Origin of the sequence: Falsiroseomonas sp. HC035, assembly GCF_050563525.1 — a bacterium.
Taxonomy (GTDB): domain Bacteria; phylum Pseudomonadota; class Alphaproteobacteria; order Acetobacterales; family Acetobacteraceae; genus Falsiroseomonas.
In genome coordinates, this window is sequence record NZ_JBNXUN010000002.1 from 40,990 (window position 1) to 55,771 (window position 14,782).

Consider the following 14,782-nt stretch of genomic DNA (forward strand, 5'->3'; position numbering starts at 1 on the left):
ACTTTCTGAAAGCGCTGCGGGTCCAGTTATCATAGGCCACGCAAGATACTTACGACCCCTGAAAAATCCTTTGCCCCACCCCCCTTTTCCACCATCTCCTCAAAAACCTCCAGCGCCCGTCTCCCCATCGGCGTCGCCACGCCACCCGCCTGCGCCGCCCCCACCGCCAGCCCCAGATCCTTCAGCATCAGGCTCGCCGCAAACCCCGGCGCATAATCCCGGTTGGCCGGGCTCCCCGGCACCGGCCCCGGCACCGGGCAATAGGTCGTCAGGCTCCAGCTCTGCCCGGAGGACTTCGAGGCCACGTCGAACAGCGCCTGGTGCGAAAGCCCGAGGCTTTCGGCCAGCACGAAGGCCTCGGCGGTCACGATCATGGTCGCCGCCAGCATCATGTTGTTGCAGGCCTTGGCCGCCTGCCCCGCCCCCGCCGGACCGCAATGGATCGCGGCGCGGCCCATCTGCGCCAGGATGGGCTCGGCGGCGGCGAAAGCAGTCGAATCGCCGCCCACCATGAAGGTCAGCGTCCCGGCCTCCGCCCCCATCACCCCGCCGGACACCGGCGCATCCAGGAAGAAGCGGCCGCTTTCCGCCGCCAGGGCGCGCGCCGTCGCCACGTCGATGGTGGAGCAATCCACCAGCACCGCGTCCTCCGGGCTCGCGGCCGCGACGCCGCCCGCCCCCAGCAGTGCGTCGCGCACGTGGCGGCCCTCGGGCAGCATGGTAAAGACGAATTCGGCCTGCAGCGCGGCGGCGGCGGCGCTCTCGGCCGGGGTGGCGCCGGGTACCGCCTGCATCGCGGCCGCGGACAGGTCGAAGACCGAAACCGCGTGGCCCGCGCGCACCAGGTTGCGCGCCATCGGGGCGCCCATGTTGCCGAGCCCGATGAAGCCGATGCGTGCCATGGCCGCCTTCTCCCGCGTTGTGGCGGCAAGGCTAGGACGCCGCCGCGCCCTCGTCACCCGCCCGCATGAAGCCGCAATCCGGGCGCGGAATGAAGCCGGCGCTTGGAGGGGGGCGGGGGATGGCGGAGGGTGACAGGGCGGGGCCGGCTGGCCTAAGCAACGCGGCCATGGCCCGCATCTCCCTCCTCCTCCTTCTCGTCCTGGCCGGCTGCCGGCCGAGCTACTCGCCGGACGACTACGCCACCAGCGCCGTGCAGCAGATGAACCGCGTGGAACAGGCCGTCATCATCGGCCAGCGCCGCGTCACCGTGACGGCGGAAGGCACCACCGGGGCTGCCACCGGCGGCGCGGCGGGCGGCATCGTCGGCTCCCAGGCCGGGGGCGGCAACATGACAGGCGCCATCGGCGCGGTCGGCGGTGCGCTGGTCGGCGGGTTGTTCGGCGCGGCGACGGAACGCGTGGCGGGCAACACCACGGCGATGGAATACATCGTCCGCAAGACCAACGGCGAATTGCTGTCCGTGACGCAGCGGGACGAGATTCCGCTGGCCATCGGCGAACGCGTGCTGGTCATCGCCGGCGCGCAGGCACGCATCGTGCCGGACTACACCCAGACCCTGCCGGAGCCCGCCGCGCCGGCGCCGGCGCCCACACCCACACCCACGCCCGCACCCGCACCGGCCGGCGGCCTGCTGGCGCCGCCCGCCGCCGCGGTGCCGACCGTGGAAGCCGCGCCGCTGCCGGCGGCGGAGGCCGCGCCACCGCCGCCCTGAACCGGCGACCCCTGGCACGCGGCTTGCGGTGCGCGGGCCATGCGCATGTTCTCCCTGCTTTGCCTGCTGATCCTCGCCGCGCCCGCCGCCAGGGCGGAACCCGGCCTGCTGTGCCGCGCCGCCATCCAGGCCGCCGAACGCGCCGCCGGCCTGCCGCCGCAGTTGCTGATGGCCATCGGCCGCGTCGAATCCGGGCGGCCGGATCCGCAGACCGGCGCCTTCCACCCCTGGCCCTGGACCATCAATGCCGAGGGGCGCGGGCAATTCTTCCCCACCAAGGCGGCAGCCATTGCCGGGGTGCAGGCCCTGCAGGCCGGCGGCATGCGCTCGATCGACATCGGCTGCATGCAGGTGAACCTGCGCCACCATCCGGAGGCCTTCGCCAACCTCAACGCCGCCTTCGACCCGCTGACCAACGCCACCTACGCCGCCCGCTTCCTGACGGAGCTGAACGCCACCCGCAACGACTGGACCCGCGCCGCCGCCGCCTACCATTCCCAGACGCCGGAACGGGCGGAGCCCTACCGGGCCCGGGTGCTGGCCGCCTGGGCGCAGGAACAGGGCCGGCCGCACCCGCCGGTGGCGCTGCCCGCGGCGCTGGCCGGCGCCGTGCCGCCCGGGCCCCGCGGTGGCGCCGGCCTGTCCAACGGGGCGGAGCGCGCGGCGGTCCTCGCCGCCCCGGCCGGCACGGCGGGGCGCGGGATGGACGCCTATCGCAGCCTGCCGGTGCCCATCGCCGGGCGCGCCCGCGGCCTGTTGCTGGCCCGGCGATAACCTGAGGTTAGGAAATTTCGCACAGGGTGACCGCCGCTTAGCCGAAGGCCGCCTCATGTCCCTGCGCCCAAAAATCCTCCTGCCGGTCCTGTTGCTCGGCACCCTGCTTGCCTTCCTGCTCGGCCAGGACAGCCTGGATGCCTGGCGCGGCGCCCACCGGCTCCAGCAACAGGCGCAGGCGGAGGCGAGGGTCTCCGAACTGGTGGAGGCCGCGGTGGCCTTCGCGGTGGAACGCGGCGCCACGATGGGATTGCTCGCCAACCCCGGCGGGGCGTCGCCAGAAACACGGCAGATCCTGCTGGCACGACGGGCGCTCGGGCTGGCGGCGATGGACCGGGCATTGGCCGGGTTCGACGCGCCGGAGGCCTTGGCGCCCGCCCTGGACCGCCTGCGTGCCGCCCGCGCCGCGGTGGATGCGATGCGCGCCGGCGTGGATGCCAGCCGCGACCTGGCCACGCCCCCCGCCTGGTTCGCCGCCACCACCGAACAGATCGCCGCCATCACCGCGCTGCGCCAGACGATCGAGGCGCGGACGATGACGGTCGACCCCAGCGCCCGCCTCGGCGCGGTGCGCAGCGCGCTGGCCGATCTTGCGGAACAATCGGGGCGGGAACGCGCCATCCTGAACGGGCTGATCAGCGCCGGGCGCGTGCCCCAGGCCGCGGAACAGCGCGCCCTCGGCGGCTATGCCGCACGCACCACGGCGGCGATCTCCGCCGCCGAGAGCCTGGCGGAGGGCCTGCCGCCGGAGGTCGCGACGGCGCTGGAGGCCGGCCTCGCGACCTGGCGGGACGCGCTGCTGCCGCTGCGCCACGCCGTGCTCGCGGCCGCCGATGCCAACACGGCCTATCCGGTCACCGCCCCGGCCTGGTTCGCAGCCTCCACCCGCGCTATCGAGGCGGTGGTCGCCGCCCAGCGGATCGTGGCGCACCACCTGGCGCAAGGGCTCGCCGAGCGTGCCGCGACGCAGCAGCGGTTGCTCTGGATGGATTTCGGCTTCCAGGTCCTGGCCCTCGGGCTGATCGCGGCGCTGGTGATCTGGCTCGGCCGCGCGCTGGTGCGGCCGCTGCGGGGCGCGGTGGCGGCGTTGCGTGCCGTCGCGGATGGCCGGCTCGACCACCCGGTGGCGCAGCGCCGTGCGGTGGGTGCGCGCGGGACCGACGAGATCGACGACGTGCTGGCCGCGGCAGAGGCGCTGCGGCAGATCTCGCTGACAGCGCGACGGGCGGAGGACGCCGTGGCGGCCCAGCGTGAGGCCGCCGCGGCGGAGCGCACCGCCGCGTTGCAGGGCATGGCGGACCGCGTGGACCGGTCCGTGCGCACCGCGGTGGACCACGTCTCCGACCGCATGCGGATGCTGTGCAGCAGCGCCGATGCCGTCGGCGCCTCCACCGCCCGCATTGCCCGGGATGGCACCACCGTGGCGGCGGCGGCGGAGGAATCCCTGACGGCGGCGCAGTCGGTCGCCGCGGCGACGGAGGAAATGACGGCCTCGATCGGAGAAATCTCGGAACAGGTCCGGCGCACTGCGGCCGCGGCCAGCGGCGCGGCCGCGCTGGGCGTGCGCGGTGCCGACGCCATCCGCGGGCTGGCCGATGCGGTCGGCAGGATCGGCGGTGCCGCGGCGCTGATCGCCGATGTCGCCGCCCGCACGAACCTGTTGGCCCTGAACGCCACCATCGAGGCCGCGCGGGCCGGCGAGGCGGGCAAGGGCTTTGCCGTCGTGGCCGGGGAGGTGAAGCAACTGGCGACGCAGACCGCCCGCGCGACCGAGGACATCGCTCGCCAGGTGGCGGAAGTCGGCACGGCGACCGAAGCCGCGACGGCGGCGGTGACCGATATCGCCAATGCCGTGGCGGAGATGGACGTGGCGGCCGCGGCCATCGCCGGCGCGGTGGAACAGCAGGCGCTCACGACGCGGGAGATCGCTGGAATCATCGCCCAGACCACCGATGCGGCGCGGGAGGTGGCGGTTCGCATCGCCGAGGTTTCGCGGGAAACCAGCCGTGCCGATGCGCTGCTGACGGAGGTGCGGACAGAAACCGCCAATGCCAGCGCCGCCGTGGCCGACCTCAGCCGCGGCTTGGTCCAGGTCGTGCGCACGGCGACCCCGGAGCTGGAGCGCCGTGGCGCGCAGCGCCTGTCCTACCCGACCCCGGCCCACCTGGCCGGGTCCAGCACGCCGGCGCAGGTCGTCGACATCTCGGAGACCGGCATTGCCCTGGAAACCGAGATCCCGTTCCTCGAAGGCGCACGCATCGCACTGCGCGTGCCGGCGCTGAGCCTCGACGCGACCCTGGTGGTGGTGGACGCTGCCGGCGGAATCGTACGGGGACGGCTGGAGGGGCTCGACGCAGCGACCCGCCAGCGCCTGGTGGCGCTGACGGAGCCGCGCCGGACTCAGGCGGCGGCCTGAGCCTCCGACGTCAGTCCAACCGGCCGCACCTCCAGCCCGTCCGGGCTGGCGGAGACCAGCAGGTGGGTGCCGTCATGCAGCGTGCCTTCCAGCAGCAGGCCGGCCAGCTTGTCCTGCAGGTTGCGCTGGATGACGCGCTTCAGCGGGCGGGCGCCGTAGGCCGGGTCGTAACCGGCCTCCGCCAGCCATTCCCGCGCGCTGTCGTCCAGGTCCAGCATGATCTTGCGGTCCTCCAGGAGCTTCCGCAGACCACGCAGCTGGATCTCCACGATCGCCGCCATGTCGCTGCGTGCCAGCCGCCGGAACAGCACCACCTCGTCCAGCCGATTGAGGAATTCCGGCCGGAAGCGGTCCCGCACCGCCCGCATCACCGCCGGCCGCGCCGCCTCGATGTCCGAGGATTCGGGCAGTTCGGCGATGGCTTGGCTGCCCAGGTTGCTGGTCAGCACGATGATGCAGTTGCGGAAATCCACGGTCCGGCCCTGGCCATCGGTCAGGCGGCCATCGTCCAGCACCTGCAGCAGGATGTTGAAGACGTCGTCGTGGGCCTTCTCCACCTCGTCGAACAGGATCACCTGGTAGGGGCGGCGGCGGATCGCCTCCGTCAACGTGCCGCCTTCCTCATAGCCGACATAGCCGGGCGGGGCGCCGATCAGCCGGGCGACGGCGTGCTTCTCCATGAATTCGGACATGTCGATCCGGGTCATGGCGCGCTCGTCGTCGAACAGGAAGTTCGCCAGCGACTTCACCAATTCGGTCTTGCCGACGCCGGTCGGGCCGAGGAACAGGAACGAACCGATGGGCCGGTTCGGGTCCTGCAACCCGGCCCGCGCCCGGCGCACGGCCTTGGCCACCGCCTCCAGCGCTTCCTCCTGGCCGACCACGCGCTTGCGCAACTGGTCTTCCATCTTGAGAAGCTTGGCGCGCTCGCCTTCCAGCATCTTCTCGACCGGAATGCCGGTCCAGCGGGAGACGACGGCGGCAATGGCTTCCTCCGTCACCGCCTCGTTCACCAGGCGCGCATCGCCATCACCGGCTTCCGCCAGCTTCTTCTCCAGCTGCGGGATGACGCCGAAGCGGAGTTCGGAGGCTTTCGCCAGGTCGCCGCGGTTCTGCGCCAGCTCGAAGTCGGTCCGCGCGCGGTCCAGCTCCTCCTTCAGCTTCTGGCTCTCGACCACCAGGGATTTCTCCGCGGCCCAGCGGCTGGTCATCTCGTTGGAGCGCTCCTCCAGCTCGGAAAGCTCCTTCTCCAGCTTCAGCAGCCGATCCTTGCTGGCGCTGTCGGATTCCTTGCGCAGCGCCTCGCGCTCGATCTTGAGGCGCATCAGGTCGCGGTCGATCGCGTCCAGCTCCTCCGGCTTGCTGTCCACCTGCATCCGCAGGCGGGAGGACGCCTCGTCCATCAGGTCGATCGCCTTGTCCGGCAGGAAGCGGTCGGTGATGTAGCGGTTGGACAGCGTCGCGGCCGCCACCAGCGCGCCATCCGTGATGCGGACGCCGTGGTGCAGCTCGTACTTCTCCTTGATGCCGCGCAGGATGGAGACGGTGTCCTCGACCGAGGGCTCGCCCACCATCACCGGCTGGAAGCGCCGCGCCAGCGCCGCGTCCTTCTCGACATGCTTGCGGTATTCATCGAGCGTGGTGGCGCCGACACAGTGCAGTTCGCCGCGGGCCAGCGCCGGCTTGATGAGGTTGGAGGCGTCCATCGCGCCATCCGCCTTGCCGGCGCCGACCAGCGTGTGCATCTCGTCGATGAACAGCACGATGTCGCCGGCGGCCTCCTCGACCTCCTTCAGCACGCCCTTCAGCCGTTCCTCGAACTCGCCGCGGTATTTCGCGCCGGCGACCATGCTGCCGAGGTCGAGCGCCATCACGCGCTTGTCCTTCAGCGCCTCCGGCACGTCGCCGCGGACGATGCGCAGCGCCAGGCCTTCCACGATGGCGGTCTTGCCGACGCCGGGTTCGCCGATCAGCACCGGGTTGTTCTTGGTGCGGCGCGCCAGCACCTGGATGGTGCGGCGGATTTCCTCGTCGCGGCCAATGACCGGGTCGAGCTTGCCCTCGCGGGCCAGGGCGGTGAGATCCCGCGCGTATTTCTTCAGTGCCTCGAACTGCTCCTCCGCGTTCTGGCTGTCCACGGTGCGGCCCTTGCGCAGCGTCGCGACGGCGGCTTCCAGACGGGCCGGGTCCGCCTTGGCAGCGCGCAGCGCGCGGCCGGAGGGGCCGTCGCTGGCGGCCAGCGCCACCAGCAGCCGGTCCTGCGCCACGAAGCTGTCGCCGGCCTTCTGAGCGGCCTGCTGCGCCGCATCCAGCACGCGGACGATGTCGGGGGTGAATTGCGGCTGCCCGGCGCCGGCGCCCTGCACCTTGGGCTGGCGGCCGATCTCGGCATCCACCGCCTGCTTGGCGGCGTTGGGGTCGCCACCGGCGGCACGAATCAGCCCGGCCGCCGCGCCCTGCTCATCGTCGAGCAGCGCCTTCAGCAGGTGTTCCGGCGTGACACGCTGGTGGAATTCGCGAATCGCGATGGTCTGCGCGGCCTGGAGGAAGCCCCGGGCGCGGTCGGTGAATTTCTCGATGTCCATCCCACTTGTCCCTCTCTTGAGCGGACTGGCGTCCCCCGCCCCCGATCGGGCCGCGAGGGCGTCGCCTTCCCCCGTGATGTGGTAAGTCCAGGCGCAACGCTTCAAGGGCTTTCGGCATGCGCGTTGAACGGATCTCCCGCTACCCCGTGAAGGGCCTGTCGCCCGAGGCGATGGAAGCGGTGGAACTGCGGCCCGGGGAGGGCCTGCCGGATGATCGCCGCTTCGCCTTCGCCCAGGGCGACAGCCCCTTCGACCCGGCCGCGCCAGTGTGGCTGCAGAAGCGCCATTTCGCCTGCCTGATGGCGAATGCCCGCATCGCCGCTATCCGCGCCGGCTACGATGCCGGCCTCCTGCGCCTGCACGCCCCGCCGGCACCGGCCTTCGAGGCCGATCTGCGCACGCAGGCCGGCCGCAGCGCCGCCGCGGCCTGGATGACCGGCTACCTGGGCGAGGAAGCCCGCGGCGCCCTGCGCTTCGCCGAGGCGCCGGGCCACGCCTTCACCGACATCGCCGCCAAGGCGGTGTCCATCCTGGGCCTGAATTCGGTGCGGGCGCTGGAGGAGAAGGTGGGCATGACGCTCGACCCGATCCGTTTCCGCGCCAACATCCATGTAGCGGGCGGCAGGCCCTTCGCCGAATTCGACTGGATCGGCCGGGAGATCCTGCTCGGCGGCGCCCGGCTGCGGGTGTTCAAGCGCACCCAACGCTGCCCGGCGACGGAAGTGAACCCGGAGACCGCTGAACGCGACGCCAAGCCGCAGAAATGGCTGCGGGAGCATTTCGGCCACGCCGACATGGGCGTCTATGCGGAGGTGCTGGAGGGCGGGCGGGTTGCGCTGGGCGATGCGCTGGAGCCGGTGCAGGCTGAACTGCTGGCCTGATCTTCGGCTGGCCAGCGTGGCACCGGCCCCGGATCCGGGATCAGGCGATGCTGGCGGCGCGAGCGATGTTTTCTGAAACCGCATCGCCGACGAAGCGGCCAGGACGGTAGAGCGCCGGGTTCCCGAAGACAGTTTGCGGGTCCAGGCGCCCGCCCAGGCCCTTGCCGGGCCTCGGCTCGGTCCGGAACTCGAAATGCAGGTGCGGATAGCGGGGGTAGGATCCCGCATTGCCGCTCAGGCCGCTCTCCGCCACCGCTTGCCCACCCTTTACGAATTCCCCTGCCGAGACCAGCACGCGCGCCAGGTGCGCATAGGCCGCGTAGACCTCGCCTTGGACCTGGCGCAGGCCGAGCAGCCGCAGCACCAGGACCGTTCCGTAATCGCTGGATTGATAGACCTTGGCGACCAGCCCGCCGGAGACCGCGAAGCAGGTCGTCCCGGACATGGCGAAGAAGTCCCATCCCTGGTGCACGCGGGTGCCGCCAGCCCGGACATGGCCGAAGGTTGCACCTTTCCAGGAAGCGAGCTGGCCGGCCGATTTCGGGTGGGCCTTGTCGAAGACGACGTCGTCCTCACGCAGCACCGAGCGTGCGAGTGGCATGAAGAGTGCCGCCTCGCTGAAACTGGCAAGCTTCTTGGCGACGCCATGAAGCACGTAGAACGGACCAGCACTGCCTGACATGGTTTCGCCCGCATACCGAAACGGAGCGTTGCCCGGCGCTGGCGTGCCGTCAAGTCAGGCGCAGATCAGTCGTCCCGCTGGTCCTGCTGGCCCTCGCCGTCCTGGTCCATCTGGTGGCCATGGCCGTTGCCGTTGGCCCCGTTGCCATTGCCGCCACTGCCATTGCCATTGCCGTTCTGGCCGTTGGCATGCTGTTGGCCGTTGCCGTTCTGCTGGCCATAGCTGGACATGGACATCTCGGCCTGCTCGGAGGGCTGGCCGCCCTCCCCGCCATCCTGGTCCTGGTAGCGGCGCTGTGGCGGGTAGGGCTGGCCGCCCTGCTGCTGGCTCGCCTGGCTCATCGCGTTCAAGATGCGGAAATAATGCTCGGCATGCTGGAAGTAGCTTTCCGCCATCACGCGGTCGCTGGCGCCGGTCGCGTCGCGGCCGAGCTGCAGATACTTCTCGAACAGCTGCTGCGCCGTGCCGCGCAGGCGCATGTCCGGGCCGTTGCTGTCGAAGATGTGGTTGCGGTTCATCGGCTGGTGGCCGCCGCCACCTCCGCCGCCGCCCCCGCCGCCCTGGCGATACGGCCCACCGCCGCCGCCGCCACCGCCCCCGCCGTGACGGTTGCCGCCGCGGCCGCGCATGCGTTTCATGTTCATAGGTCTGGCGTTCGCCGTCTCGCAATCGCGCCGCCGGACCGGGACAAGGCCCCACCGGGAACGCTGGATTATCGGTTTGCGTCGTCGCGGCAGGCCGGCACGCGAGAGGGGTTTCTTCAGCCCCGCCGCCATCGCCCGGCCGCTACGGAACCGGGCCGCACATGCATGCCCCACTCCGCGCTGCCAACTTAGTCCCGCGGGGGCGTCCCGCCAAACTATTTTTTTGAGGGCCCTGCTATTCCGAGACTCAAGGCCCGTTCCACCCCGCCGAGGTCACTTCGGCAGCCCAGGGGAACCAGGCCTGCCGCAACGGCCAGCGCCTCCACCTCCGGGCGCTGCCCCTGGCCCAGTTCCAGCACCGCGACGCCGCCCGGCGCCAGCAGCCCCGGCAGCGCGCCGGCCAGCGCCCGATAGGCCGTAAGTCCATCCACGCCGCCATCCAGCGCCCCGGAGGGTTCATGCCGCGCCACCTCCGGCATCAGCCCGGCGATGGCCGCCGATTCGATGTAGGGCGGGTTCGACAGCACCAGGTCGAACCGCCCGGCCAACGCCGTCGCCCAGTTCCCGGCCAGGAAGGCGGCACGGCCCGCCAACCCGTTGGCGTGGGCATTGGCGGCGGCCAGCGCCGCGGCAGCAGCCGAAAGATCCACGCCGATGCCGAATGCGGCCGGTCGTTCCGCCAGCACCGCCAGCAGCAGGCAGCCGGTCCCGGTGCCAAGGTCCAGCACGCGCAGCGGCGCCGCCGCATCCGGGAACGCCGCCAGCGCAGCCTCGACCAGCGCCTCCGAATCGGCGCGCGGGATCAGCGTGGCGGGGGAGACCGCCAAATCCAGGGTCCAGAAGCCCTGCCGGCCGAGGATATAGGCCATAGGCACATGCGCCAGCCGCGCCTTTAGCCCGGCTCCGAAACGCGCCACCGCCTCCGGCGGCACCGGCGCACGCGGGTCGCGCAGCAGCGCCTCCGCCGTCACGCCCATGGCGTGGCCGAGCAGCAGGCGGGCTTCCAGGCGGGGGCCGTCGATGGCGGCGGCGCGCAGCACTTGGCCGGCCTGGCAGAGGAAGGCGCCGACGGTCTCGCCGGGCTCGCAGGTCACTCCGACTCGGCCGCCAGCCGTGCCGCCTCGTCCTCCGCCGTCAGGGCGCCGATGATTTCGTCGAACTCGCCCAGCATCACGCGGTCGATCTTGTGCAACGTCAGGCCGATGCGGTGGTCCGTCACGCGGCCCTGCGGGAAGTTGTAGGTGCGGATCCGTTCGGAGCGGTCGCCGGTGCCGACCTGGCCCTTGCGGTCCGCCGAGCGGACCCCGGCCAGCCTGGCCCGCTCCGCCTCGTACAGCCGGGCGCGCAGCACCTTCATCGCCTTGGCCTTGTTCTTGTGCTGCGACTTCTCCTCCTGCATCGCGACCACGACGCCGGAGGGGATGTGGGTGATGCGGACGGCGCTGTCCGTCTTGTTCACATGCTGGCCGCCGGCGCCGGAGGCACGGTAGGTGTCGATCCGCAGGTCGCCCTCGTTGATGTGGACGTCGACCTCCTCCGCCTCCGGCAGCACGGCCACCGTCACGGTCGAGGTATGGATGCGGCCCTGGGTTTCCGTCGCCGGCACCCGCTGCACCCGGTGCACGCCGGATTCGAATTTCAGCCTGGCGAAGACGCCGCGGCCCTCAATGCCTGCGGTCGCGCCCTTCACGCCGCCCAGGTCGCTGGCATCGTAGTCCAGGATTTCGAAGCGCCAGCCCTGAGCCGCGGCGTAGCGCTGGTAGGCGCCGAACAGCTCCGCCGCGAACAGCGCCGCCTCGTCGCCGCCGGCGGCCGGGCGGATTTCGAGAATCGCGCTTCGGCTGTCGGCGGCATCGCGCGGCAGCAGCATCAGGCGGATCTCGCGCTCCATCTGCGGCAAGCTGTCGCGCAATTCGTAGAACTCGGCCTCCGCCAGCTCGCGCAGCTCCGGGTCCGCCAGCATCGCCTCCGCCTCGTCCCGCGCCTTTTCCGCCGCGCGGTAGGCCGAGACCTTCGCGACCAGCGGCTCCAGCTCCGACAATTCCTTGGACAGGTTGCCGATCTGGCCGCCATCGGCGGTGTTCAGCGCATGGCGGATCTCGTCCGCCCGAGTCAGCAGCCGATCGAGTTTTTGGGGGAGGCTCATGCGCGCAATCGCGTGACGGCCTCGGCCAGCGAAACCGTCTCCTGCGTTCCGCTGTCCAGGTCACGAAGCTGGACCACGCCCTGGGCCGCCTCGTCCTCGCCCAGGATCAGCGCGGCGCGGGCCGAGAGCTTGTTGGCGCGTTCCATGCGGCGCTTGAGGTTGCCCTTGTAGGCGATCTCCGCCACCACGCCGGCGCGGCGCAGCGATTGCAGCAGGCCGAGCGCCGCCGCCTCCTGCGCCTCCCCCACCGGAATAACGGCGACAGGGCGCGGCGCGGCGGGGGCCGAGGCCATCAGCATCGCCAGCCGCTCGATGCCCGCGGCCCAGCCGACGCAGGGGGTGGGCGGGCCGCCCATTTCCTCGACCAGGCCATCGTAGCGGCCGCCGGCCATGACCGTGCCCTGGGCGCCCAGGCGATCGGTGACGAATTCGAAGGCGGTGTGGCTGTAGTAGTCCAGCCCCCGCACGATCCGCGGATTTTTCCGAGTTGGCACGCCGAGCGTGTCCAGGTGGCGCAGCACCGCTTCGAAGAAACCGGCGGCGGCGGGCGTCAGGAAGGGCTCGATGGTCGGCGCGGTGGCGACGATGCGGCGGTCGCCCTCATCCTTGCTGTCGAGGATGCGCATCGGGTTCTTCTCCAGCCGCACCCGGCTGTCGGCGGACAGGTCGGCCTCATGCGCCCGGAAATGCGCGACCAGGGCAGCGCGATAGCCGTCCCGGCTCTCGGCATCGCCTAACGTGTTGATCTCCAGCACCACGCCGTCGCTGATGCCGAGGTCGGTCAGGATGTGCCAGCCGGCGGCGATCACCTCGGCATCCGCCAGCGGCTCCGCGGCGCCCAGCACCTCCGCCCCGATCTGGTGGAACTGCCGGTAGCGGCCCTTCTGCGGGCGTTCGTAGCGGAACATCGGGCCGGCGTAGAACACCTTGCGGGGCAGGTTCGACTGCGTCAGGCCGTTGGAGACCAGGGCACGACAGATGCCGGCGGTATTCTCGGGCCGCAGCGTCAGGCTGTCGCCGCCGCGATCGTCAAAGCTGTACATCTCCTTGGACACCACATCGGAGGTCTCGCCCAGGCTGCGGGCGAAGACGCTGGTGCTCTCGAAGATCGGGGTTGCCCATTCCTCGTAGCCGTAGAGCGCGGTGACGCGCCGCGCGGCGGCGATGACGTGATGATGCGCACGGAAATCCTCGCCGATCAGGTCACGGGTGCCGCGGACGGGCTGGAGCGGGGAATTGGCCATGCGGTGGCGCGTATCGCGGCACGGCATGGCCGGCAAGGGGTGGCCGGCATGGGCGAAATGTGTTCGAGCGACGCCCGGCCGCGAGGCTAGGCTGCCCAGCGCCGCCCCGGGTGGCGGCTCGGGAGGGTCATGCCATGCCGCCGTCAGCCGGAACCGTGCTCCGCATGTGGTTCGAGGAGGTCTGGAACCGGCGCGATGCCGGGCGGATCGCCGCCTATTTCGCGCCCGACGCCATCGCCTACGCGCTGGACGAAGCCGGCGCCGATGCGCGCGGCCCGGAGGCCTTCCGCGCGTTCTTCGAGCGCTTCCTCGACAGCTTCTCCGACATCCACTTCACCGTTCATGACGTGGTCGAAGCCGGCCCGATGGCGGTGGCGCGCTGGAGCGCCAGCCTGACCCACAGCGGCGGCGGCCTCGGCGTCGTGCCGACCGGGCGGACGCTCACGATCAGCGGCATGACCATGGCGCGGGTCGAGGACGGCATGATCCGGGAAGGCTGGAACGAGTGGGACCGGATGCGGCTGGCGACCGGCTGCGGATTGGTGCAGGCGGCGCAGTAGCGCCGGCGCTACTCCGCCGCCTGCTGTTCCGCCGCCGCCGCTTCCGCAGCCTTGGCCGCGCGCATCGCCTCGGCGCGGGCCTCCACCAGGCTGATGATGTGCTCCACCATCTCGTCGGTCTTCACCGTGTGGCTGGTCTTCCCCATGCCATAGACCATGTGCGTGCCGGCCCCGCCGCCGGTCAGGCCGATGTCGGTCATCAGCGCCTCCCCGGGCCCGTTCACAACGCAGCCGATGATGGACAGGCTGATCGGCTGGTCGATATGCGCCAGCCGGTCCTCCAGCTTCTCCACCGTGCGGATCACGTCGAAGCCCTGCCGCGCGCAGGACGGGCAGGAGATGACCTTCACGCCGCGGTGGCGGATGTGCAGCGACTTCAGCAGGTCCCAGCCCACCGAGACCTCTTCCTCGGGCTCCGCGCTCAGGGAAACGCGCAACGTGTCGCCGATGCCCGCCCACAGCAGCGAGCCCAGGCCGATGGCGGACTTCACCGTGCCCGCCCGCCGGCCGCCGGCCTCCGTGATCCCGATATGCAAGGGATGGTCGCAGGCTTCAGCGAGTTGCTGGTAGGCCGCGACCGCGAGGAACACATCCGACGCCTTCACGCTGATCTTGAATTCATCGAAGCCTTCCTGCAGCAGGTGGTCGGCGTGCCACAGGGCGCTCTCCACCAGCGCCTCCGGGTTTGGCTCCCCGTACTTCTCCAGCAGGTGCTTCTCCAGGCTGCCGGCATTGACGCCGATGCGGATGGAACAGCCATGGTCGCGGGCGGCCTTCACGACCTCCTTGACCCGCTCCTTGCTGCCGATGTTGCCCGGGTTGATCCGCAGGCAGGCGGCACCGGCCTGCGCCGCCTCGATGGCGCGCCTGTAGTGGAAGTGGACGTCGGCGACGATCGGGACATTCACCTCCCGCACGATCTCGGCCAGCGCGGCGGTGGCCTCCTCCGTGGGGACGGAGACGCGGACGATGTCGACGCCGGCCAGTTCCGACTTGCGGATCTGCGCGATCGTGGCCGCCGCATCCTCGGTCGGCGTGTTGGTCATGGTCTGCACGGTGATCGGGCTGTCGCCGCCGACCGGGACCTTGCCGACATGAATCAGCCGGGACTTGCGGCGGGTGATCTGCTGGTAGGGGCGGTAGGACATGGGGCTTCCCGGCTTTCCGAACCCTCA

At 71.2% G+C, this 14,782-nt stretch carries 13 protein-coding genes; 5 read left to right on the forward strand and 8 right to left on the reverse strand.

The annotated features are described in order from the left end of the window. Nucleotides 1-29 precede the first annotated feature (29 nt). On the reverse strand, nucleotides 30-902 hold the full coding sequence (gene mmsB, locus ACLF3G_RS04700; RefSeq protein WP_430668180.1) for a 3-hydroxyisobutyrate dehydrogenase: 873 nt from the start codon (nucleotides 900-902) through the stop codon (nucleotides 30-32). Between the two features lie 167 nt (nucleotides 903-1,069). Between mmsB and ACLF3G_RS04705 the strand changes: the two genes are divergently transcribed. Genes ACLF3G_RS04705 through ACLF3G_RS04715 form a run of 3 tightly spaced genes read left to right on the forward strand, consistent with a single transcriptional unit; the run spans nucleotide 1,070 to nucleotide 4,865 of the window. Further along, on the forward strand, nucleotides 1,070-1,675 hold the full coding sequence (locus ACLF3G_RS04705; protein ID WP_430668181.1) for a hypothetical protein: 606 nt from the start codon (nucleotides 1,070-1,072) through the stop codon (nucleotides 1,673-1,675). 39 nt (nucleotides 1,676-1,714) lie between these two features. Then, the gene (locus tag ACLF3G_RS04710) at nucleotides 1,715-2,449 is read left to right on the forward strand and encodes a transglycosylase SLT domain-containing protein (protein ID WP_430668182.1); all 735 of its coding nucleotides are present in this window, start codon (nucleotides 1,715-1,717) and stop codon (nucleotides 2,447-2,449) included. 55 nt (nucleotides 2,450-2,504) lie between these two features. Beyond that, nucleotides 2,505-4,865 carry a methyl-accepting chemotaxis protein gene (locus ACLF3G_RS04715; protein WP_430668183.1) on the forward strand — a complete coding sequence of 787 codons (2,361 nt, stop codon included), beginning with the start codon at nucleotides 2,505-2,507 and terminating at the stop codon, nucleotides 4,863-4,865. On the opposite strand, the gene clpB is transcribed toward ACLF3G_RS04715, so the two are convergent. Next, nucleotides 4,850-7,450: an ATP-dependent chaperone ClpB gene (clpB, locus tag ACLF3G_RS04720; RefSeq protein ID WP_430668184.1), complete on the reverse strand. Its 2,601-nt coding sequence runs from the start codon at nucleotides 7,448-7,450 to the stop codon at nucleotides 4,850-4,852. The two genes, ACLF3G_RS04715 and clpB, sit on opposite strands and share 16 nt — an antisense overlap. Before the next feature lie 116 nt (nucleotides 7,451-7,566). On the opposite strand from clpB, the gene ACLF3G_RS04725 reads away from it, so the two are divergent. Continuing rightward, nucleotides 7,567-8,331 (forward strand): MOSC domain-containing protein, encoded by a 765-nt coding sequence (locus tag ACLF3G_RS04725; RefSeq protein ID WP_430668185.1) that lies wholly within the window; start codon nucleotides 7,567-7,569, stop codon nucleotides 8,329-8,331. 40 nt (nucleotides 8,332-8,371) lie between these two features. Here ACLF3G_RS04725 and ACLF3G_RS04730 read toward each other — a convergent pair whose 3' ends face one another. The 5 genes from ACLF3G_RS04730 to hisS form a co-directional block, all read right to left on the reverse strand. Next, on the reverse strand, nucleotides 8,372-9,013 hold the full coding sequence (locus tag ACLF3G_RS04730) for a peptidoglycan DD-metalloendopeptidase family protein (protein WP_430668186.1): 642 nt from the start codon (nucleotides 9,011-9,013) through the stop codon (nucleotides 8,372-8,374). Between the two features lie 65 nt (nucleotides 9,014-9,078). Further along, a complete protein-coding gene (locus ACLF3G_RS04735; RefSeq protein ID WP_430668187.1) occupies nucleotides 9,079-9,657 on the reverse strand; it encodes a DUF4167 domain-containing protein in 579 nt (192 codons plus the stop codon). A 215-nt stretch (nucleotides 9,658-9,872) separates the two neighbouring features. Then, nucleotides 9,873-10,751, reverse strand: a complete 879-nt coding sequence (gene prmC / locus ACLF3G_RS04740; protein ID WP_430668188.1) for a peptide chain release factor N(5)-glutamine methyltransferase — start codon at nucleotides 10,749-10,751, stop codon at nucleotides 9,873-9,875. Next, complete coding sequence (gene prfA, locus ACLF3G_RS04745) at nucleotides 10,748-11,803, reverse strand: peptide chain release factor 1 (protein WP_430668189.1); 1,056 nt, start codon at nucleotides 11,801-11,803, stop codon at nucleotides 10,748-10,750. Before prfA ends, prmC begins: the two co-directional genes overlap by 4 nt. Beyond that, on the reverse strand, nucleotides 11,800-13,047 hold the full coding sequence (hisS, locus tag ACLF3G_RS04750; RefSeq protein ID WP_430668190.1) for a histidine--tRNA ligase: 1,248 nt from the start codon (nucleotides 13,045-13,047) through the stop codon (nucleotides 11,800-11,802). The genes prfA and hisS overlap by 4 nt, the downstream gene beginning before the upstream one ends. A gap of 134 nt (nucleotides 13,048-13,181) precedes the next feature. On the opposite strand from hisS, the gene ACLF3G_RS04755 reads away from it, so the two are divergent. Further along, nucleotides 13,182-13,607, forward strand: a complete 426-nt coding sequence (locus ACLF3G_RS04755) for an ester cyclase (RefSeq protein ID WP_430668191.1) — start codon at nucleotides 13,182-13,184, stop codon at nucleotides 13,605-13,607. A gap of 8 nt (nucleotides 13,608-13,615) precedes the next feature. Here ACLF3G_RS04755 and ispG read toward each other — a convergent pair whose 3' ends face one another. Continuing rightward, on the reverse strand, nucleotides 13,616-14,755 hold the full coding sequence (gene ispG / locus ACLF3G_RS04760) for a flavodoxin-dependent (E)-4-hydroxy-3-methylbut-2-enyl-diphosphate synthase (RefSeq protein WP_430668192.1): 1,140 nt from the start codon (nucleotides 14,753-14,755) through the stop codon (nucleotides 13,616-13,618). Nucleotides 14,756-14,782: the final 27 nt, after the last annotated feature.

Coding starts and splice junctions, on each gene's coding strand:
- mmsB (WP_430668180.1), bottom strand. CDS start 902: ATGGCACGCATCGGCTTCATCGGGCTCGGCAACATGGGCGCCCCGATG.
- ACLF3G_RS04705 (WP_430668181.1), top strand. CDS start 1,070: ATGGCCCGCATCTCCCTCCTCCTCCTTCTCGTCCTGGCCGGCTGCCGG.
- ACLF3G_RS04710 (WP_430668182.1), top strand. CDS start 1,715: ATGCGCATGTTCTCCCTGCTTTGCCTGCTGATCCTCGCCGCGCCCGCC.
- ACLF3G_RS04715 (WP_430668183.1), top strand. CDS start 2,505: ATGTCCCTGCGCCCAAAAATCCTCCTGCCGGTCCTGTTGCTCGGCACC.
- clpB (WP_430668184.1), bottom strand. CDS start 7,450: ATGGACATCGAGAAATTCACCGACCGCGCCCGGGGCTTCCTCCAGGCC.
- ACLF3G_RS04725 (WP_430668185.1), top strand. CDS start 7,567: ATGCGCGTTGAACGGATCTCCCGCTACCCCGTGAAGGGCCTGTCGCCC.
- ACLF3G_RS04730 (WP_430668186.1), bottom strand. CDS start 9,013: ATGTCAGGCAGTGCTGGTCCGTTCTACGTGCTTCATGGCGTCGCCAAG.
- ACLF3G_RS04735 (WP_430668187.1), bottom strand. CDS start 9,657: ATGAACATGAAACGCATGCGCGGCCGCGGCGGCAACCGTCACGGCGGG.
- prfA (WP_430668189.1), bottom strand. CDS start 11,803: ATGAGCCTCCCCCAAAAACTCGATCGGCTGCTGACTCGGGCGGACGAG.
- hisS (WP_430668190.1), bottom strand. CDS start 13,047: ATGGCCAATTCCCCGCTCCAGCCCGTCCGCGGCACCCGTGACCTGATC.
- ACLF3G_RS04755 (WP_430668191.1), top strand. CDS start 13,182: ATGCCGCCGTCAGCCGGAACCGTGCTCCGCATGTGGTTCGAGGAGGTC.
- ispG (WP_430668192.1), bottom strand. CDS start 14,755: ATGTCCTACCGCCCCTACCAGCAGATCACCCGCCGCAAGTCCCGGCTG.